We start from the raw sequence: 19608 nt of genomic DNA, 5'->3' as shown, positions 1-19608 counted from the left end.
CTTCAAGACTAGTAGATGATGTCGAAATTACGAATCTTTTTCCTTTGTTTTTTCCTACAATTTTTGCCTCTTTTTTCCCAGGACCAATTCTTTGGAACCTCAGAATCACAGTTTCGTGAAAAGATAAAAACCGTTCGTTTGGACAACGGACTGACGGTTGTGATGATGAAGCGGGGAACTTCTCCAACAGTTGCTTTGTACATCAAATTTCTTGTGGGTGCTGTGGATGAAACACCAGAGGAAGCAGGAACTGCCCACCTTCTGGAGCATATGCTTTTCAAGGGAACAAAAACAGTCGGTACCACAAACTACGAAAAAGAAGAAAAATACCAAAAACAAATCGAAGTTTGGGGAACGGAGCTCGATAATCTCAAACTAAAAATTCGTGATTTGACAACTCGTGGCGAAGCCATTCCTAGATCATTGGAAGAGGAAAAAGAAACCTTAGAGCGTCGATTAAAAAACCTCATCCAATTACAAGATGAGTTTATTGTAAAAAACGAAGATTCTTATATTTATGAACAGAACGGTGAAGTAGGATTCAACGCTTACACTTCGCAAGATGTCACCAATTACCAAATCCAACTTCCCAACAACCGAATTGAAGTTTGGGCAAAAATAGAATCCGATCGCTTAAAAAACCCTATTTTACGTGAATACTATACGGAAAGAGATGTTGTGATTGAAGAGCGTAGAATGCGAACCGACGATAACGGTGGTGCTGTTTTGCGAGAGAAGTTTTTTTCTTTGGCATTTGAAAGTCACCCATACCGTAAACCAGTCATTGGTTATTCAGCAGGTCTTCCCTTCTTAAAAATTGACGATACAAAAGCCTTCTTTCAAAAACATTACACTCCAGACCGAATGGTGATTTCTGTTGTTGGCCAATTTGATTTTGAAGAAACGGAGTCCATTATCCGTAAGTATTTTTCTGAATTAAAACCAGGGAAACCAAGACCGACTTACAAGGTGGAAGAAAAATCATTTCCTGGTGAAAAACGATTCAAAGTTTATCATCCATCTGGAAGCCAAATGATGATGGGGTTTCTTAAACCTCCATATCCTCATAAAGACAATTCCTCTTTTGATGTATTATCAACAGTCCTCACTTCAGGAACTGGTTCTAGGTTATACAAACGACTTGTATTGGAAGAAAAATTAGCTCTGAGTGTCGGGGCAGCTAATGGTTATCCAGGAGAACGATATCAAAATTATTTTGTGTTTTTTATAAAACCGAATGAAGGAGCAAAACCAGAGGTTATCGAAAGGATCATATGGGAAGAACTTTCGAAAATCCAAGAATCCGGTGTTCCGAAAGAAGAATTAGATAAAGTTAAAAATCAGATGGTTTCTGATTTTATCAAAACCTTAGATGAAAATGCAAGCATTGCTGATTTGCTGAGCTATTATCAGCTGTTATATGGTGATTGGTCGGGTTTATTTCGTCAATATTCTACCATTATGATAACATCATCAAAGGATATCCAAACCCTTATCCCGACATATTTAACTAAAGATAAAGTTGTGATTGGTATATTGGAAGATGTAAGGAAAAAATCAGAATGAAACGTATTTATATATTTTTAATCGGAATTAGTTTTTTTAATCTCTCTGCTCGTGAGATGGGGGAGTTTGTCCGCGATTTACAATTTAAACCCTTGGAATTTGAAGTTCCTGAAATTAAGTCCATTAAACAACCATCTGGCGTTGAGGTTTTTTCTTTAAAAAATGCTGAGTTCCCCATCGTGTATGCGGATATCTATGTTTACCATGGTAGGAAAAATTTAGGCAAAAGATCTGTGGAGATCACAAAACTTCTAGAAGATAGTTGGGAATTATCAGGATCTAAAACATTCCCCAAAGAAAAGTTTTTAGAAACTTTGGAGTTTTATGGGGCATCATTTTCTGTTTCCATCGATTATGAAAAAACAATATTTAGTTTTGCTTATTTGAAAGCGACAGAAAAGGAAGTGATCCCAATCATCCAATCTTTTTTCGATTCACCTAACTTGGATGATACCTTAGTTGCGACAACAAAAGGTAAGCTCACAGAAGAACTCAAAAGAAGAAATGACAATCCTACTGCCCTTGGCACAAGGAAGGCAAAAGAGTCTTTGTTTCGTGGAACCATTGCCGGAACTTCAATGCAAATATCTTCCTTGGAAACAGTAAGATTAGTTGATCTTATAGAATTCCAAACCGAAATTTTAAAAGAACCCAAACGAAGATTTCTTGTGACTGGGGATTATGATCTCAAGTCGTTCGACAGTTTTTTTCCTAATTTAAGCCCTAGTGTTGAAAATAAAAACGTAGAAGTCATTACACCAGTCGCTCTTTCTGAAAATGTAAAAAAAGAAGGAAAAAATATACGACTCATCGAAAAAGATGTGAGTCAAACCTTTATCTCAATGATGGGAGTACTTCCCGAACACAACCATCCAGATTTTTATGCCATTCAAGTTTTGAATTATATCATTGGTGCAGGTGGATTTAACTCTTATTATATGAGAGAAATTCGAAATAATCGGGGGCTTGCCTATTCTGCCGGAAGTAATACAGATTTCCAGGAATCCTACGGAACCATTCAGTTCTTCGCAATGACCAAAAAGGAATCAGCAAAAGAAGTTTTATCTCTTATGCGAGAACTCATACAACCAAAACTAATTGATTCACTGACAGAAGAGGAACTCGTTCGTGCAAAGAACGCCATCATCAATCAGTTTGTATTCCAGTTTGAAGATGATAAAAGGACTCTGGCAAGTGAAGTCCGAAGACGCGATCATAAAATGCCAGAGGGATACTTACAAAATTTTAGGAAAGAAATTGACCGATTAACTCTTGCTGATTTAAAACGAGTTGGCAAACTATATTTTCGATCCGACAAATTGATTGTTACCATTGTTGGTCCGAAGGTTCTTGAGTCATCTTTCCAAGAAGCAGTCAAGGTAATAAATCCGGAAGATTGATGTTAACTGCAAGTTTTGAATACAAAGGAATTAAATTTGAAGGTTTGTCCGAAGGAGGAATTCGAACTTCCATCATTTGTCCTTCTCTCGACTTTATGTTTGATTTTGGATTTATCAATCCAGATAAAATTCACATTGGAAAGATCTTATTATCTCATGCCCATTTAGACCATTCTTGTGGTATACCTTACTATGTTTCTCAAAGGAGCCTTCGTAAACTTCCTATTCCCAAAATTTATCTTCCAAAATCTTTGGAACCAAAAATGTCTCAAATTTTAAAATTATATTCTGAAATTGAAGATTTTGATTATGAGTGTGAACTGATCGGTTTAGACTTTGGAGATAGGGTTGAATTGAAACCTGGATATTTTTTTAAACCTTGGCAAAGTTTTCACCGGGTTCCATCGCAAGGTTATACAGTATATGAAACGAAACGAAAATTAAAGAAAGAATGGACGAGCCTCAGTTCCGAAGAAATTCGCAATAAAAAAGATTTAGGCGAAGATCCCACAGAAGAAATTTCCATCCCTTTGGTTTCTTTTTCTGGCGATACAAAAATAGAATACGTATTAGAAAATGAAGATGTTCGTAAAAGTAAAATTCTCTTTATGGAATGCACTTACTACTGCGAAAAAAGAGATGTAAATCGTGCTAGGGAATGGGGTCATACTCATTTCGATGAAATTGTAGCAAATGCCTCTTCTTTTGAAAATGAAGCCATTGTTCTCATTCATCCTTCCAAACGGTATAGTTATCGTGAGTTAAACGAACTTGTTCGAAAAAAAATACCACCTATTTTAAAAGATAGAGTTTCTCTTTTTTTACCTCCTAAATCATGAAACCAAGACCCAGCATTTACATTCCCGAACTTGAATCTTATATTGATACGAGTTTGGTGTACAAACCAAATCCTGTTTTTGCAGAAATGGAATTTTATGCCAAAGAAAAAAATATCCCCATAGTCACGGCAGCCACTGGGGCTGTTTTATCCCATTTGGTTTCTCTCATTAACCCCAGACAAGTATTGGAGCTGGGAACCGGGCTTGGTTACTCTACTCTTTGGATGGCAGTGGGTTCTCCCAATTCAAAATTCATTACCGTGGATCGACACAAAGAACAAGCTGATTTGATGGATGGGTATGCCCAAAAAATGGAAATTTTAGATCAAATTCATGTTAAACGAGTGACTGATTCTGTGATGGATTATTTGGAAAGGGAATATGCAGAGTGGGTAGGATCAGATCTTTTTTTTGTGGATTGTGATAAAATTACCTACCTGGATATCTTTCGAATCCTATGGAAAGAAGCAAAACCAGGGTCTTATTTTTTATTCGATAATATGTTATGGCATGGAAGAGTCCTTTCTCCCGATCCAAAGAAACCTTCTGATTTAGCCGTGATGGCTCTTTGGAATGAGGTGAAATCCCAAGTTTTAGGTTATACTTTGTATCCCGTTGGTGATGGATTACTCTTTTTTCAAAAGGATAAAAAATAGTAGTCAAACCTCCTCTTTTCTGTGTATTCTGCTCCTTGGTTTAAGGAGAGCAAGTTTCGTGTTAAAAAATAGTTTCATCTTCCTTTTGTTTTGTATCTTTAGTTTGTCAGTTTTTGCCCAAGAATCAGGGGCGCCGGAAAAAGGAAAAGAGTCCTTCGAGGAACTCGATAAACTGGACCAAGGAAATAATTTAGAACGTAAACAATACAAAAATATTTCTGAAAATAATAAAGATAGAGCCATTAATGCAATCAAACTTCTAACGATTGTTACAGCTAACTTCGGAGATGAAGTTCCTGATTCTAAAACCGCTTTAGAAAAAATCAAAAAAGACTACCAAGTGGTTTTACGTTATTATTATCGTCGAGCTTACATTGCTTCTGGAAAAGCGATGGTCGCTTTGGAAAAAGATATATCCACTCTTCTTGGAAAATTTTCAAAAAATTACGATACTAAAACACAAAACCTTCTTGCTGAATGTGCTGACTTGATCACAAACCAAGAACAATCCCAACTTGTTGAGACTTCTGGGGAAGGGTCTAAAGCCATCATCCCTTACCGCGAGATTGCAGAAGCACAACAGAAACTTAGGATTGCGTATGGACAAATGGGCCTTGCCACTGACATGTCCCGGGAAGACAGGTTTTACGATGCCATCGTACATTACCGAATTGCAAAAGATTATGGAATTAAAATCCTTTCGGACTTCAAAGAAGCAGAAGTGGATAAAAAAGCCATTTCTGATAAGTACGGAAAAGACTTAAGCGATAATAGAAACCAAATCTTTAACCAATCGCAAAACGCAAAATAGATTATAAACTTTTTCTTTTCTCCGTTCCCTGGTGAGCGGAGAATGACCATCGTGGTCTCTTTGTCTTTTCGTAACTTACAAAAATATTTATCTATTCTCTATTTTGTATTTATTTCCTTTTCCTTGGAAGCTGTTCCTGTCTTTCGGATTGTGGTAGACCCTGGCCATGGAGGGATTGCCAAAGACCCCAAGGCACAACATGGAGATAAATACGATAGTGTCACCCAAACTTATTTAGAAACATACAAACAAGGAACCGAACACGGGAGTGTAACGGAAAGAAAGGTGGTTCTTGACTTGGCCAAAGAAGTCCACCGAGTTTTAAAATTGACAGAGACCGAAGCAGGTTGGAAGGAATTTGAAGGTTATCTCAAATTATTCTCTAAAAAATCAGATTTTCAACGAGTGATCTTGGAAAGTAAACTCACGCGTGAGTCTTCCTTTGATGATGACCCAAACTCTGATGATCCCAATGCTCTGTATCGATTGTATGATTTTCCGGATCAGAAAACAGGTGTCAGGCGAAAGGGTAGGCTTTCCAAAATCAATGAACTAAAACCCCAACTTGTTTTGTCCTTACATTTGAATCCTGCCAGTAAAGGACAAACGGGTGGAATGGGAGCTGTCCTCACTCCTGGCTACAAAACCTTCTCAAAGTTAAAAAACATTTCAGCGAAAAAGAACTCACCGAACGGATTTACAAATGGTCCTTGGTCGGAATGGTTAATATTTCAATCCGGTTGGTCAAAACTAGAAAATGCCATTGCTGACACTTGGATTTATTTTCATGGGTATTGGCCTAAAAAAAATGGCAAAGATACAGATCTGACAAAATTTGAAGGCTACCGCCAAAATATGGTTAGTTGGCGTTACGCAGATGATCCCAATTGGGAAAAACAAATCGGAAAACCGGGACCGTATGCCACAGATCATGAAACTTTTTCTGAAACGGGAAAGTTTTGGGAAAGGGAAAAAGGGAAAAAAGAAGAGTGGAGAAGGGAAGGTGGAAGAGAAGGGTTTGGTGGTGACAACCATTTTGTAACCAAAGAGCTCATGCGTTTTGTCCAGTATGGACTCCCTGTTTTATTGAAAGAAAAGGACTCTCCTTATCCAGAACTTGGTCCCATTCAAAAGCCGTACATTTCTACATATAGTCTTCCGACATACACCAATGCCCTTTGTGCCTTCATCGAAATTGGATATGTGAACCGAAGCCGTGATGTCAAATACCTAACCCAAAACAAAAAAGAGACTGCCATTTCTTTGGCTGTGGGCATATATTCTCTGTTTGTTGGTTTGGAAGTCAAAAAAATCCCTTCGCTTCCATACAATCCTAAAGGTAAAAAAGTAAACTGGGAACGATATGAGACCTATTTTGATGAAGTTTTATAAGTAACAGTTTTTTCCATGAAACCCAAAAAAGAATCTTCTAAAGTTCTCCAACATCCTCTTTTCCAAGAGCTGATTCTAATGTACCAATCTTCTTTAGTGAAAAGATACTCTTCTGAAAATTTGAAACTTTATCCAGAATTTAGCTCCATTTCACGCTCAAAAATTGACCAATTATTACATTTTTTTTTAGAGTATCTTTATCCAGAGTATTCTAAACGAAAGGAATTAGACGCCGCCTTTGATGCGTTATCTGGCTTTGTCAACCATCCCACAAAAATTTGGGGGATTCTTGGGAACTTGGCAATGTCTATCTTCCGATTTGGAAAACATTTTCCTATGGCACTGAAAGCGGGACTTGCTGCTTTACATTCCTATGTAACAGCCCATCAGTTTGAAGAAGAACTTGTATTGGAGCTTGACCGTCATGAAAATCAAGTTGGTTTACTCAATTCCGAGTTTGCGATGGAATTTCTAATCTCAAAGGTTGAAAAAGAAAAAGCAGATGCTTTCCGAAAGGACATTAGTGGACTTTTCAAAGTGTTTTCGAATGCAGAACTCATTCGAAAGATCATTCTCATTATGGAAGATATTCTTGTAAGGATGGAATCGAAAGGAGGTCTTTACACGGAAGAAGATCGAAAGGGGATTTCTCTCGGAGTTTCAATTTTAAAAGAAGGGCGAGAGATCTTTGATGATATGAAAGAAGAGGAGATTTCCCTTGTCTTACAAGCCATAGACAGAATCGAAGAAGATTTTTATCTAAAGGCTTGCGAGAAGAATTCGAACTAAATTACTGTTGGTACCGATGGCCGGAATCGAACCGGCATGATGTTACCATCGGTGGATTTTGAATCCACTGCGTCTACCAATTCCACCACATCGGCATAATCAGTCTTCAGCTTCGATATATTTACCTTTTCCGCGGGCCACTATTTTGCCGATCTCATTTTCTATTTCAGCACGGTTTTCTATGATTTTTTTATTCTTTTTCACAAACCAACCACGTAAGTGCAGTGGTTCGTTTACCTTTGCAGGTTGTAAGAATCGAATCGTCAATTCACCTGTAGTGGTTTCGAAATTCATCGCTTCGTTGATCTTGACCATGATTTCGTCTAAGATAGTAGAAATAATACCTGGATGGATTTGGTCCGGTAAACCCTGGTATTTTTCGGGGCAGGTGTAATCACCGAAGGCAGTTTTTGTGTCTTCGTCGAATGTGATCTTTAACTGCAACCCGTCTGCATTGTCCGGTGAGGAGGCAAAGCTGAGATTTTTTTTCGCAACGGATTTCATGCCACCATGGAACGCAAGAATTTCTCTTGTGTCAAGCAGAAAAAGAACTTGCGGTCATTTTGGCCTAAAGACTTGCGTAAATTGCTGAGAAATTGAATATTCTTCGAGTCTACCTTAAGTTACAGCATAGCAAACCTCGAAAATATAGAGTAGAACCCTTTTATGTTAACCACCCTCATGATGTTACTCGGTCTCTCTGGCACTGGTGCCGACCTCAATGATATCGCTGGTAGCGAGGGGGGAGCTAGGCCATCAGGAGATATGAGTCCCCGCCAAAAAAGGCGGAAACAACAGAGAGAATCTTCGCAAGAGGAAGAACCAAAAAAAGAATCTAGGGCAAAGTCCACAAAACAAGAAAGGCCTTCTCGTGGCGGTCGCGGAGAAGAATTAAATTTCCAAACAGATCCGGGAGAACCTAAGTCCAAACCCAAACCACTTTCAGAAAGGTTGTCAGATTTAGAATCAGAAGACGAAGAAAATTTGGGAGCATCTGGTGGTGCCAGTGGTGGGAAAGATTCAAAACCAGGAAGGAAACGCCGAGAGAAACCGAAAACTCCCAAAGACATCAGCGATCTCCCGTTAGGTGATTTTGGTGAAGATGGGGGTGATGTTTCTTCCTCTTCATCTGGCGAAAGGCCTAGACGAGATACTCCAGATATCAGTTTCTCTGCAGATGATATCATTTCAAAAAACTCTAAGTATAGTTTTCACCGAAGACCGCTTCTCAACGCAGAAGCACTTGTGGAAGCGGAACAGGTGGAAGAGGCAATTGAGATCTTTGAGCGGACGGGGAATCGAATCCCTGACCAAGAGATCAAAGAAAAAATCAAAAAAAACATCCAGGATCTAGAAGAGTTTTTAGAAGACAATCCTCCACCGGGAAAGGGGACAGAGCCAGGTAAGGGTGAAGCAAAATCGGATCCTTCTGGAAAAGAGAACCAAAAGAAAAAAGATGCTAAACCGAAAGCCGACAAAGACTTAGGGGATCTTGTCAGTGCATTAAAAGAAGTTTCTGAACTATTTGCCGAATCCATTGCTCGTGCCATTCAGTTTGCGCAGAGCAGTCCACCACCGAATTTTCCGCAACCAACCAACCAACCCTCTTCCCAACCACCTTCGCAATTGCCTCCACCTCCGCTTCCGCCGAGTTCCACAGAAAAACCCGCCTTGGGAGATAAACGTGGACAAGAGAATTCGATTTCGACACCGCAACTGAACCAAACTGTTGCCGGGGGAAACCAACTGGTTCATCCCATTGTGTACCAGTTTTTACAATCAACGCCGGGAGGTCCCGGAGTTGATCCCAAGGTCATCCAAAACCAAGATCAACTTTTACAATCGTTAAACCAAGGTTTGACGAGCGGTGGTCTTGCGGGAGCTCTGCCTGGGTTTCCGATGGCACCCCCCGGTTCAGGAATCGTTGGTCCATTTTATGTTCCACCGGATCTTCAAGGCCAACCGGGTTCGCCTGGTGTATCAGGAAGTCCTGGATCCGCTGCTGGTCCGAGACAACCTCTCGACTTACAAGCGCTCGCTGATCAAATATCTAAAAAAGATGTATCTGAACTTGATCTTCCGGAAGATACTTTTTTCTCGAACGACTGGAAACAGTTTAAGGATCTTCCTCTTGTTGATCGAAGGTCAGGGGAAGAAAGAAGAAAAAATCCAGATAGACGAACAAATATTGCAGGAAGAAAAGATAGACGATCTGGAGAAGACAGACGGAAAAAAGATCGTTTCCAAGAAAGGGAAGATTTTTTAAAAGGCCAAGCCTTAAAGAAAATTGAAAAAAAGGCAAAGGATCTCGAAGCAAAGGGAGAAGAAGCCTCTCTTAATGATTTACTAAAACCTTATTTTCCTGACCAACCAGGTTTAAAACTTCCAGATTTTTCTGATTTAGAACTGATTGGCCTTCCTGATCCCAACGATTTACGTAGAGATGAAAAAGAACCACCACTTCATCCCCAAGAACGTTCGTTAGATGAAGAACCCAATTGGTTGGAGGCAACAACTGATTCTCTCCGTAAGGAATTAGAACTCCCGGATCCTGTTGATCCGCAAACTGATAAATTAATAAAACCAAAAGCTGAGCCTAAAGAACAAGCGGATTCCAATAAATCTGAAACCATTATTGAAACAGATGTACCTATTCAGGTGGAACTCACAAACCGTCCGCTTACAAGTGAAGATTTAAGGATTGGTCTTCCCGATGCTGATGAAGTCTTTCGAGATCGTAAACTAAAAGAGGAAGCTGGTTTCCCTGGAGAAGGCCCTTCGATCGAAGATGCAGAAGCTCCCGAAATAGAAATTGTTGATGGGAATTTGGGTGAGATTGCAGAGGAAGAATCTCCTATCCCTCTGGATGAGATGGCGGAAAAAGCCACAGAAGAGGAACCTGAAAAAATCATTCATGGGGTTTTGGAACTAAAACCTCCAGAAGCAGACGATGCTCCCTTTTTAACGCTGACCTATGACTTTGGAAAGATACCGCATGCATTCCGTTTGTCAAAGAATTATTCTATTATGGAGTACTCTTATTATAAATACAAACCGATGTTAATGAAGGCTCAAGAGTTTGCGCGTCGGAAGATGTTAAAAAATGCTTTGAACTATTACCGCGTCATCAAATCGCAAAATATCCCACCAGAGTTAAGGAAAATGATCAATCGAAACATCAGAGATATTACAGAGTTTATGGAAAAATTCTTAATGGCGAAAGGCAACTAACTCTTGACAACTTTTGATCATTCATTCAGTCTAATGAGCATAGTAGAGGTACACTCCGATGAGACTGCGGCTTAAATCAAATAGGTAAGCAAAAAATAAATCACTAAATCCCCTCTTTTCCTAATCTCTTAGGACTAGACTTGTTTGCCTATTTCCCCCTTGGAAAATACAGGAGCTTGTCGCATGTCCGATCATATTACCATTCAAAATTTAACATTTCAGTTCGAATCTCAGTCGGAACCTCTGTTCCAAAACTTAAACCTACACTTCAGAAAAGGTTGGACTGGTATCGTTGGAAAAAACGGAAGTGGGAAATCCACTCTAGCCAAAATTTTGGCCGGAGAGATTCTTCCCGACCAAGGCATTGTTTTGGGAAATCAGTTTGTTTGTTCTATCTCTCAAGGAACCGATCTTTCGGAGGAAGACTTGGGCGATTTTCTTTATGATGATACCAAAGAATCTGGGTTTTGGAAGAGCCTTCTTGCAATTACCATCCAATCGGTAGAAGATTATGAGTATCTTAGTTTTGGTGAAAAACGAAGGATTCTTTTGGCAATGGCTTTGTCAAAAAATTCGGATGTATTGATTTTAGATGAACCCACAAATCATCTCGATTCCCAAAGTAACCAAATCATTCGAAATGCCATTTTGTTTTACCAGGGAATTGGAATCCTCATTAGTCACGATAGGTTATTATTAGATGAAGTAACTACCTCTTGTGTATTTTTGGAAAAAAACTTCTTCTCCCATAGACCAGGAAATTACTCCGAAGGCAAAAAAGAAATGGAAAGAGAAGCAGAAGAACGGATTCACAATTGGGAAATTGCAAAAACGGAACGTAAAAAACTGGATGCCGAACTGAAAAGAAGAAGGGAAGAAGCAAGCCTCTCTCATAAGCGCAGATCAAAAAAAGGTTTAGATCTGAATGACCATGACGCAAGGCATAAAAAGAATCTCGCAAGGGTGACTGGTAAAGATGGCCAAGCAGGGCGATTGAAAAATCAAATCGAAAGAAGAACTGAACATTCATTTGAAAAAGAAAAAGAAATCTGGGAAAAACTTCCAAAAAAAGAAAATTTAGGGATCGTTTGGAAGGTCTCTCGTTCGAAGAGAAACACCTTATACTCGTTTGATGGCAAGAAACTTAATTTGGATTATTTGTCATTTTCTTTGTCGAATCATTTGAAAATTCTTCCGGATTCAAAGATTGCCATCACAGGGACAAATGGATCGGGTAAGTCCACACTCCTTCGGCATTTGGTCCAATCCATCCGAGAGAAAGGGATTTCTTATTTGTATCTTCCTCAAGAATTTTCAAAAAAAGAATTATCAATATTCCATTTGGAATTTCAAAATTTATCTGATGAGAAAAAGGCCAAAGTGCTTTCAGGCATACATAGGCTAGGAAGCGACCCCAAACGATTTTCTGAATCAGAATCGATCAGTCCAGGTGAAGGGAAAAAACTTTACCTCGCACTTCATTTGGAAGAAAGTCCGGAGGTACTTTTATTAGACGAACCAACCAACCATTTGGATCTCAAATCTTTGGAAGCATTAGAATCTTCTTTGGCCACACTTGGTTCTGCACTCGTTGTGGTAAGTCATGACCGTAGGTTTGTGGAAACATTGGCAAAGGAAGAATGGCGTTTGGAAAACCTGTCGCTCGTTCAAAAACATCTAGACAGAATCTAAGGATTGTACTTAGAATAATTCTAAGGAGTGACTTTATGCCACAAGTGACATCACATGCCCCAGATTTTAAAGCAACTGCAGTGATCGGGGACAGTTTTAAAGAAATCAAATTGTCAGATTACAAAGGAAAATGGGTGGTTCTGTTTTTCTATCCGCTCGATTTTACATTTGTTTGTCCGACAGAAATTATTGAATACGATGCAAAACTCGAAGATTTTAAAAAGATCGGAGCTGAGGTTTTGGGAGTTTCTGTTGATAGCGAATTTTCACACTTAGCTTGGAAAAAAACTGCCAGAAAAGAAGGTGGTATTGGAGAGATCAAATACCCACTCATCGCTGACAAAACAAAAGAAATTGCAAAGTCTTTTGGAGTTCTCATCGAGTCTGGACCTGATGCAGGAGTTGCGTTACGCGGAACTTTTATCATCGATCCAACGGGAGTTATCCGCCAAGCAACTGTTAACGACCTACCAGTAGGACGTAACATTGAAGAAGCACTTCGTCTTATCAAAGCTTTCCAATTTGTGGAAAAACATGGTGAAGTTTGCCCTGCGAATTGGGACGAAGGAAAGAAAACGATGAAAGCTGATCCTACTGGATCCAAAGCTTACTTCGCTTCTGTGAATTAATAAAAAATTCTCTAGAGTAGAGAAGGGAGAAACAATGGAATCAACTGCCGATCTAGACAAGGCACCTTTCGAATTTTATAAACCTGATAATTTTCCAAAGGGACTCACTCGTAAGGTTGTTGAATCGATTTCTCACATTAAAAATGAACCAAGTTGGCTCGCAGAATTTCGTTTGAAGGCTTTTGAAGTCTATGAACAGAAACCCATGCCAACTTGGGGATTCATTCCGCAATTTCATATCGATATTGATGACTATGTGCATTACGTAGGTTCCAACCAAAAAAAGAAAAAATCTTGGGACGAAGTAGATCCAGAAATCCTACGTAGTTTTGAAAAATTAGGAATTCCTGAACACGAAAGGAAATACCTTGCCGGAATCGAAACCATGAATGATTCCGAAACGATTTATGCGAATGTCAAAAAAGAACTCACTGATTTAGGAATTATTTTTTGTGACATTGACACTGCCATCCGTGAATACCCCGAACTTGTACGGGAATATTTAGGAACTGTAGTAACGATTGGTGATAATAAATTTTCTGCGCTGAACTCTGCTGTATTTAGCGGAGGATCATTTGCCTATATTCCGAAGGGAGTAAAAACTCCGATGCCTCTTCAGGCATATTTTAAAGTTACCGCAGCAAGTTCTGGACAATATGAACGCACACTTCTGATTGCAGATGAAGGTGCTCATTTGGAATACAGCGAAGGTTGTACTTCTGTCCAAGACAAAGGAACTAACTTTCATACTGCAGTGGTAGAGCTTGTTGCCAAAAAAGATTCTAAAATTTTTTATACCACCATCCAAAACTGGAAAAAGAATATGTACAATTGGACCGTGAAACGGGGGATCTGCGAAGAAGCAGCTCACATCACTTGGACAGATTGTAACATCGGTGCCAATACCATCAAATACCCAGGGATCATTTTACAAGGGGATCATTCGACAGGGGATGTTTTGTCTTTGGCCTTTGCTGGAAGTGGGCAAGTGCAAGATACGGGAGCTCGGATCATCCATGTCGGAAAAAACACTCGTTCTAATATCCTAGCCAAAGGTGTTGCCTTAGATGGAGGAATCAATTCCTACCGCGGTCTTGTGAAGTTTGAACCATCTAGCAAGGGTTCGTATAGCCATATCAAATGTGATGGACTGATGATGGACAACCGTTCTCAGTCACATGCATATCCTTACAATGATGTATCAGGAGAAGAGGGCACATTGAATTATGAAGCCACTGTCTCCAAAATTGATGACGACCAATTATTTTACCTCCAATCCCGAGGGATGTCTGAAGATGATGCGAAGTTACTCATCATCAATGGATTTTGTGAAGGGGTCACCAAACATTTAGATGTGGAGTATTCTGTTGAGATGACAAAACTTATCAAAATGATTTTAGAAGATGGAAAGGTGATTGCCGAAAAATAAATTTCGGCAATCCATTTTCTCTTAGTTCCCTTTTTGTATTTCTTCCCGTTCCTGCCACAATGGAAAAAGAACTACCGGTAAAGTTTGAAACCGAATGGTCTTTATTTCTTAAAAACGAGAAGTGCTACCGCTGCACAAGCAATCAGTAATCCTAAAAATTCTCTCACTTCTTCCACTTCCATCCCAAAATACGGGCTGTGAGCAAAATAATATCCGGCTAAAACAAGATAAATGGGTATTAGAATCCATCCCACAAACTTGGGAACGGGGTAAAACAAACTGGCAAAGGCGATGAGCGCCACAAACGCATAAATGGGAAACCAAAGGTAAGGATCAGGATCGTTCAATTGCAAATAAGCAAAGTAGAGAAAAACGGGAATACAAAGGATTCGAAAGAGTTTCATAGTTGCGGTTAATTTTTTTGATTGCGGAGAGAAATCCAAGCCAATTATCTTAATGAGGGAACCTTTAGTAGTATGAAAATCCATATCTTTGTTTTGTTTTCCTTTCTTTCCATGACTTTTTCTTGCGACGATTTGATTCGCGGTGTAATGAAAAATTACAATAAAAAGTATGAAACCGATGGCCAGGTGCTCGGATCCAAACCTCTTTTTATTGGTGTCGATTCCGGTCGCAAACAAGTTGCTATTTCCTTACAAGAAGTAGTGAAGGTAAAAGAGCCAACAGACATCCAGTTCCCACCGGGTGACAGTCCCTTTTTATTTGCTCTTGAAAAGGCAGGAAATATGATTCTTTTTCATAGGGAGAAAAAAACAAGCCGGGTGCTTGCGAAATTTCCTGTGATCACAGACAGCGAAGAGGGTTTACTTGGCCTCACCTTTCATCCTAAATTTCCCAAACAACCAAAGTTATACACAAACTATGTAAAGTCGATTGGCAGTAAAGATGTCACCATCGTTTCCGAATGGGTAGTAGAAAATCCAACTGATTTCGATAGCATGAAGCTTACAAACGAACGGGTGTTATTGCAAGTGGAGCAACCTTATCCTAACCACAATGGGGGGCAGTTGGCATTTGGCCCAGATGGACATTTGTACATTGGGTTTGGGGATGGAGGTTGGAGAGCTGACCCGAAAAACAACGGACAAAATCCCAATACTCTTCTTGGTTCTATTTTAAGAATTAGTCCCATACCAGATCCAAACTTAAAAAAAACGTATTCCGTCCCTTCCGATAATCCTTTTGTTGGAAAAGCGGGATTTGCTCCGGAAACGTTTGCTTATGGGATTCGAAATCCTTGGCGGATGAGTTTTTCGCCTGACGGACGTTTGCTTGTTGCTGATGTGGGACAAGATGCTTACGAAGAAGTGGATGTCATTTTATCCGGTAAAAACTATGGTTGGAACCAAACCGAAGGTTTTCATTGTTTTACTGACGGTTGTAATACGGCACTATACGAACCTCCTTTTTATGAATATGGCAGAGAAGAAGGTCAATCCATCACAGGTGGATATGTTTACATGGGATCTGCCATTCCTGAATTAAAAGGAATGTACGTATTTGGAGATTTTATCCAAGGTAAAATTTGGGCGATCCCAGTTCCAAAACCAGGAGAAAATACCAAGGTCACTGAAACGATCGCTCTTGGAAAATGGAACATACTCATTCCCACATTTGGACGGGACAATGATGGGGAAATTTTTGTGGCAGATTACCAATCAGGAACCATTTATAAAATGGTAAAACCATAACTGTACAGTGATCAAAGACCTGCGGATTCATCTATTTTAGTTTTATGGAAGTTACTATAAGTTTTATTTATGAAAAAACTATTTTCTAAATTGCCGTTTTACATTCGGTTTCATTTACTCCTTGCGAGTCTTGGGATTGTATTTCTTACCATTTATCGTGTCGCTTTTTTTACCATGTATTCCTACAGGATTCATGATAAATCAACTTGGATTCTATTAAAGGCTTTCGTAAAAGGGGCTCGGTTTGATATTTCCGTCTTATGTGTGTTACTTGGTGTCAGTTTACTGTATTCAAGTTTGCATTTTTTTAATCGCAATAAAATATATAGGGCAGTTTGGCGAACCTTACCGGTAATTTTTATTATTCTGCTGCTATTTCTTCTCATTGCAGATCTGATTTATTATGAAAACGGAAACAAACATTTGGGATACGAGGCCTTTGCTTATCTTGGGTTTGAGATGTTGCCACTTGTTGGATCTGCTTTTTCCCAAAATCCTTTCCTATTTTTACTAGGAATTCTTGTGATTTCCGGCATTGGGTTCGGAATTTACAAAATCCAATCCAAGTTTCCCTATTCTCATGTAAACCTACATTACAAATGGGCAGGGCTTCAGTTTCTTGTGGTGCTTGCACTTCTTGTCCTTGGAATTCGTGGGGGAGTCCAAACGAGTCCCCTTCGCACAAGTGATGCCATCATTACCAAAGAAACCATCATCAACGATTTGGTTCTAAATCCTGGATTTACCGTCATCACGGACCTTAAGATGACCAAAGTCGATGACCGCCACTATATGAAGTTGGCAGAGGCAAGTGCCATTGTCCAAAAGGAAGTGAATTATCCTGGTGCTAGTTTCGTGAGCGAAGAATACCCTCTTCTCCGTAAAACAACCATTAATACGACAAAACCTTTGCCACATATTGTGGTGGTGGTTCTCGAAGGTTGGACTGGGAAGTTTATTGATATCATTGGAACGGGGAAAGTGGATGGAAAGGTTGTCACACCTTACTTCAACCAACTCATTCGCCAAGGAATGTTCTTTAAAAACTTTTTTGCAAGTGGGGGAAGGACCACAAACGGTCTTATGGCACTGATGGGCGGAATTCCAGACAGACCAGGCCTCACTGCCGTTCGCACTCCGCAAATCCTCAATCGTTTTTCAGGCCTTGGGAATATCGCAAAAACCATAGGGTATGAAACTTTATTTGTAACGGGAACCGATCTTAGTTTTAATAACAAAGGTAGTATCATGTACCATTGGGGGTTTGATACTCTGGTTGGTAAAACGGAGTTAGAAAAAAATCCAGAATACAAAACAGGGCCATGGAGTTATTTGGATGAAGCATCACTCGATGCCATGCACAAACGCCTTCTGAATGTAAAACCAGAAAAACCGATTGTCTCTGTAATCCATACAGGAACCACACATTATCCTTATAAGGTGCCGGAAGAAAAGTTTCGTTTGTTTGATTCCACTACACAAGACAGTGAATACTTAAATGTTTTGCATTATGCGGATTTTGCTTTGAACGAATATATGGAAAAAGCAAAAAAAGCTCCTTACTTTAAAGATACGATTTTCTTTTTTGTTTCTGATCATAGCCACCATCGGTTTCTAAACTACTACGAAGACAGAAATGTCCCCCTTCTAATTTATGCGCCGGGAAAAATCAAACCAGAACTTAGGGAAGATATCACTTCTCAACTTGATTTGATTCCTACAATCCTTGGGTTTATGGAAAGGGAAGTTTACTTTAGCGTGATGGGTCGTGATTTAAGAAAAGTAAAAGGTTCTTCTGCTTATTTTGCTTATGGGAATATCTTTGGATGGATTGAAGATGATTTTTTGTATTACCAATCAGTTTCTGGTGGGCAAGGAGAAACAAAAACCATCAAACAACCGTTTGTGGATTTGGGGCTTTGTTACAAGGATATCAATTTATGCAAAAAACATGGGGATAAAACAAAAGCATTTTTGAACTTAGGAGACGAACTCCTGAAGTCGAACAAATTGTTCCCTTCGGAGTCCGTTTTAAAAGAGATAAAAACTAATACCAAGTATTAGAAATATTACTGAGATCAAAGAAGGTCTTTCGTTTGATGACAATCCAAACAAGGGATACAAACGAAAGGCCTATGAGTGGGATGGCAAAAATTTCAATATTAGGAATATTGGAGTAAACTAAAGCCGCAACAAAAGCGAGTATAAATAATACGTTTCGTACCACTTCCGTTCTTCTTGACCATCGTTTCATTTCCATAGTTCGATCAATCGAAAACAAACTAAAGATGATGACAACGGATAAAATTCCAAGTGTTACCATATCTTTCTCCAAATTGATTTTGGCAACTTTCCAAATCACAAGACCCACAGCCATAAGAACGGCAGCTTGGAGTGCTACATAGATCATCACGCCCATTGGAGGTTTGGGATCATATTTTAGAATTTTTGTGGGTTCTTGGGCTTCGTCTGCACTCGTGATTAGATAACTTGGTTTCCAACCAGGGGGTCCAAAGATTGTTTTAAAAACATCACCAAAAGATTTGCATTCCAGAATTTGAAAAAACATATCCTTGAACACGTGTAAGTTGACTGTGATGGGGTTGAAGGAGTTAACTGGTTTTGTCAATCCGTAGATTGGTTCTTCCGTTTCCCATTCAAACGATCCAAACATCCGATCCCAAATGATAAAGATTCCGCCGTGGTTTCGGTCGATGTATTTTTTTTGTACCCCGTGGTGGACCCTATGGTTGGATGGTGTCACCATAAACTCTTCTAAAAATCCCAGTTTGCCCACAAAACGAGTGTGAACTACAAACTGATACACTTTTAGAATTCTATGGCTGAGTAAAAACATCTCCCAAGGAATTCCAAGAAGGGCCATTGATAGAAAATAAATATATTCGAATATTCTTTGTAGTCCATTTCCACGAAACGCAACGGACAAATTCATTTCTTGTGTGGAGTGGTGGGTAACATGAGTGGCCCAAAACAAATTGATTTCGTGGCAATGTCTATGAAACCAGTAATAAACAAAATCTGCAAAAACAACGGCAAAAGTCCAAGCTCCCAGTGCTTGCCAGTTCACAGAAAAACTAGGGGAGAATTGAAATGGACTTTCCAAAGGAAAAAAATGATAACCTAAGGCGGAGAGCGAAAAATTTGTCTCTATTTTGTCGTAAACATAGAGAGCACCGAGGAGGATGACCACTCCAATCAATGCGAAGATCACACCTGTGCTGACATCAGCAATGAGAACGTTTAACCGGTAGTATTGTTTGCCTTTGATGTAGGAAACAAAGATTTCGATCCCTATCAGTGCGACCATGACGATAAAGGCATATTCCATAAAGGCGTCGCTATTCATTCGTAAATTTCCCTCACTAGATACTAGGCTTTTGAATCAGTGTGTGTAAGTCAATGTCCATTTGGAGAACCATTTTTCGAACAGGTTTCTTTTGG

At 39.4% G+C, this 19608-nt stretch carries 16 protein-coding genes and 1 tRNA gene; 13 read left to right on the top strand and 4 right to left on the bottom strand.

The features are described from left to right. The first annotated feature begins 15 nt into the window (after positions 1–15). Genes CLV96_RS04335 through CLV96_RS04305 form a run of 7 tightly spaced genes read left to right on the top strand, consistent with a single transcriptional unit; the run spans position 16 to position 7453 of the window. Positions 16–1566: a M16 family metallopeptidase gene (locus CLV96_RS04335; RefSeq protein ID WP_004788381.1), complete on the top strand. Its 1551-nt coding sequence runs from the start codon at positions 16–18 to the stop codon at positions 1564–1566. Further along, on the top strand, positions 1563–2966 hold the full coding sequence (locus tag CLV96_RS04330) for a M16 family metallopeptidase (protein WP_004788724.1): 1404 nt from the start codon (positions 1563–1565) through the stop codon (positions 2964–2966). Before CLV96_RS04335 ends, CLV96_RS04330 begins: the two co-directional genes overlap by 4 nt. Further along, positions 2966–3805 (top strand): MBL fold metallo-hydrolase, encoded by an 840-nt coding sequence (locus CLV96_RS04325; RefSeq protein ID WP_004788527.1) that lies wholly within the window; start codon positions 2966–2968, stop codon positions 3803–3805. The genes CLV96_RS04330 and CLV96_RS04325 overlap by 1 nt, the downstream gene beginning before the upstream one ends. Next, the gene (locus CLV96_RS04320; RefSeq protein ID WP_004788924.1) at positions 3802–4461 is read left to right on the top strand and encodes an O-methyltransferase; all 660 of its coding nucleotides are present in this window, start codon (positions 3802–3804) and stop codon (positions 4459–4461) included. Before CLV96_RS04325 ends, CLV96_RS04320 begins: the two co-directional genes overlap by 4 nt. Before the next feature lie 58 nt (positions 4462–4519). Then, entirely contained in the window at positions 4520–5272 is a 753-nt protein-coding gene (locus tag CLV96_RS04315) for a hypothetical protein (protein ID WP_004788887.1), read from the top strand. A gap of 42 nt (positions 5273–5314) precedes the next feature. Beyond that, a complete protein-coding gene (locus CLV96_RS04310; RefSeq protein WP_208325383.1) occupies positions 5315–6664 on the top strand; it encodes an N-acetylmuramoyl-L-alanine amidase in 1350 nt (449 codons plus the stop codon). A 15-nt stretch (positions 6665–6679) separates the two neighbouring features. Then, complete coding sequence (locus tag CLV96_RS04305) at positions 6680–7453, top strand: hypothetical protein (RefSeq protein WP_004788498.1); 774 nt, start codon at positions 6680–6682, stop codon at positions 7451–7453. Positions 7454–7461: 8 nt separating this feature from the next. On the opposite strand, the gene CLV96_RS04300 is transcribed toward CLV96_RS04305, so the two are convergent. Continuing rightward, a tRNA-Leu gene (locus tag CLV96_RS04300) sits at positions 7462–7548 on the bottom strand. Between the two features lie 4 nt (positions 7549–7552). Then, a complete protein-coding gene (locus CLV96_RS04295) occupies positions 7553–7957 on the bottom strand; it encodes a PaaI family thioesterase (RefSeq protein WP_002973585.1) in 405 nt (134 codons plus the stop codon). Positions 7958–8119: 162 nt separating this feature from the next. Here CLV96_RS04295 and CLV96_RS04290 point away from each other — a divergent pair, with 162 nt between their 5' ends. From CLV96_RS04290 to sufB, 4 genes are all read left to right on the top strand, one after another. Beyond that, positions 8120–10684, top strand: coding sequence for a hypothetical protein (locus CLV96_RS04290; RefSeq protein WP_004788561.1), 2565 nt, complete (start codon positions 8120–8122; stop codon positions 10682–10684). Positions 10685–10867: 183 nt separating this feature from the next. Continuing rightward, complete coding sequence (locus CLV96_RS04285) at positions 10868–12376, top strand: ATP-binding cassette domain-containing protein (protein WP_004788912.1); 1509 nt, start codon at positions 10868–10870, stop codon at positions 12374–12376. A 35-nt stretch (positions 12377–12411) separates the two neighbouring features. Further along, the gene (locus CLV96_RS04280; RefSeq protein ID WP_004788801.1) at positions 12412–13005 is read left to right on the top strand and encodes a peroxiredoxin; all 594 of its coding nucleotides are present in this window, start codon (positions 12412–12414) and stop codon (positions 13003–13005) included. A gap of 34 nt (positions 13006–13039) precedes the next feature. Next, positions 13040–14434 (top strand): Fe-S cluster assembly protein SufB, encoded by a 1395-nt coding sequence (sufB, locus tag CLV96_RS04275; protein WP_004789224.1) that lies wholly within the window; start codon positions 13040–13042, stop codon positions 14432–14434. Between the two features lie 101 nt (positions 14435–14535). On the opposite strand, the gene CLV96_RS04270 is transcribed toward sufB, so the two are convergent. Continuing rightward, on the bottom strand, positions 14536–14838 hold the full coding sequence (locus tag CLV96_RS04270; protein ID WP_040917724.1) for a transmembrane 220 family protein: 303 nt from the start codon (positions 14836–14838) through the stop codon (positions 14536–14538). A 72-nt stretch (positions 14839–14910) separates the two neighbouring features. Between CLV96_RS04270 and CLV96_RS04265 the strand changes: the two genes are divergently transcribed. Beyond that, a complete protein-coding gene (locus CLV96_RS04265; protein WP_004788488.1) occupies positions 14911–16146 on the top strand; it encodes a PQQ-dependent sugar dehydrogenase in 1236 nt (411 codons plus the stop codon). A 69-nt stretch (positions 16147–16215) separates the two neighbouring features. Then, positions 16216–18210, top strand: a complete 1995-nt coding sequence (locus CLV96_RS04260) for an LTA synthase family protein (RefSeq protein ID WP_004788745.1) — start codon at positions 16216–16218, stop codon at positions 18208–18210. Here the strand turns inward: CLV96_RS04260 and CLV96_RS04255 are convergent. After that, on the bottom strand, positions 18194–19513 hold the full coding sequence (locus CLV96_RS04255; protein WP_004788635.1) for a sterol desaturase family protein: 1320 nt from the start codon (positions 19511–19513) through the stop codon (positions 18194–18196). The genes CLV96_RS04260 and CLV96_RS04255 overlap by 17 nt on opposite strands. Positions 19514–19608 lie beyond the last annotated feature (95 nt).

Source organism: Leptospira meyeri, from assembly GCF_004368965.1.
Lineage (GTDB): Bacteria > Spirochaetota > Leptospiria > Leptospirales > Leptospiraceae > Leptospira_A > Leptospira_A meyeri.
This window is presented reverse-complemented; position numbering and strand designations above follow the sequence as displayed.

What these genes read in the sequence shown, in the direction of transcription:
- CLV96_RS04335 (WP_004788381.1), top strand. Translation starts at nt 16, where the DNA reads ATGATGTCGAAATTACGAATCTTTTTCCTTTGTTTTTTCCTACAATTT.
- CLV96_RS04330 (WP_004788724.1), top strand. Translation starts at nt 1,563, where the DNA reads ATGAAACGTATTTATATATTTTTAATCGGAATTAGTTTTTTTAATCTC.
- CLV96_RS04325 (WP_004788527.1), top strand. Translation starts at nt 2,966, where the DNA reads ATGTTAACTGCAAGTTTTGAATACAAAGGAATTAAATTTGAAGGTTTG.
- CLV96_RS04320 (WP_004788924.1), top strand. Translation starts at nt 3,802, where the DNA reads ATGAAACCAAGACCCAGCATTTACATTCCCGAACTTGAATCTTATATT.
- CLV96_RS04310 (WP_208325383.1), top strand. Translation starts at nt 5,315, where the DNA reads ATGACCATCGTGGTCTCTTTGTCTTTTCGTAACTTACAAAAATATTTA.
- CLV96_RS04305 (WP_004788498.1), top strand. Translation starts at nt 6,680, where the DNA reads ATGAAACCCAAAAAAGAATCTTCTAAAGTTCTCCAACATCCTCTTTTC.
- CLV96_RS04295 (WP_002973585.1), bottom strand. Translation starts at nt 7,957, where the DNA reads ATGAAATCCGTTGCGAAAAAAAATCTCAGCTTTGCCTCCTCACCGGAC.
- CLV96_RS04290 (WP_004788561.1), top strand. Translation starts at nt 8,120, where the DNA reads ATGTTAACCACCCTCATGATGTTACTCGGTCTCTCTGGCACTGGTGCC.
- CLV96_RS04285 (WP_004788912.1), top strand. Translation starts at nt 10,868, where the DNA reads ATGTCCGATCATATTACCATTCAAAATTTAACATTTCAGTTCGAATCT.
- CLV96_RS04280 (WP_004788801.1), top strand. Translation starts at nt 12,412, where the DNA reads ATGCCACAAGTGACATCACATGCCCCAGATTTTAAAGCAACTGCAGTG.
- sufB (WP_004789224.1), top strand. Translation starts at nt 13,040, where the DNA reads ATGGAATCAACTGCCGATCTAGACAAGGCACCTTTCGAATTTTATAAA.
- CLV96_RS04270 (WP_040917724.1), bottom strand. Translation starts at nt 14,838, where the DNA reads ATGAAACTCTTTCGAATCCTTTGTATTCCCGTTTTTCTCTACTTTGCT.
- CLV96_RS04265 (WP_004788488.1), top strand. Translation starts at nt 14,911, where the DNA reads ATGAAAATCCATATCTTTGTTTTGTTTTCCTTTCTTTCCATGACTTTT.
- CLV96_RS04260 (WP_004788745.1), top strand. Translation starts at nt 16,216, where the DNA reads ATGAAAAAACTATTTTCTAAATTGCCGTTTTACATTCGGTTTCATTTA.
- CLV96_RS04255 (WP_004788635.1), bottom strand. Translation starts at nt 19,513, where the DNA reads ATGAATAGCGACGCCTTTATGGAATATGCCTTTATCGTCATGGTCGCA.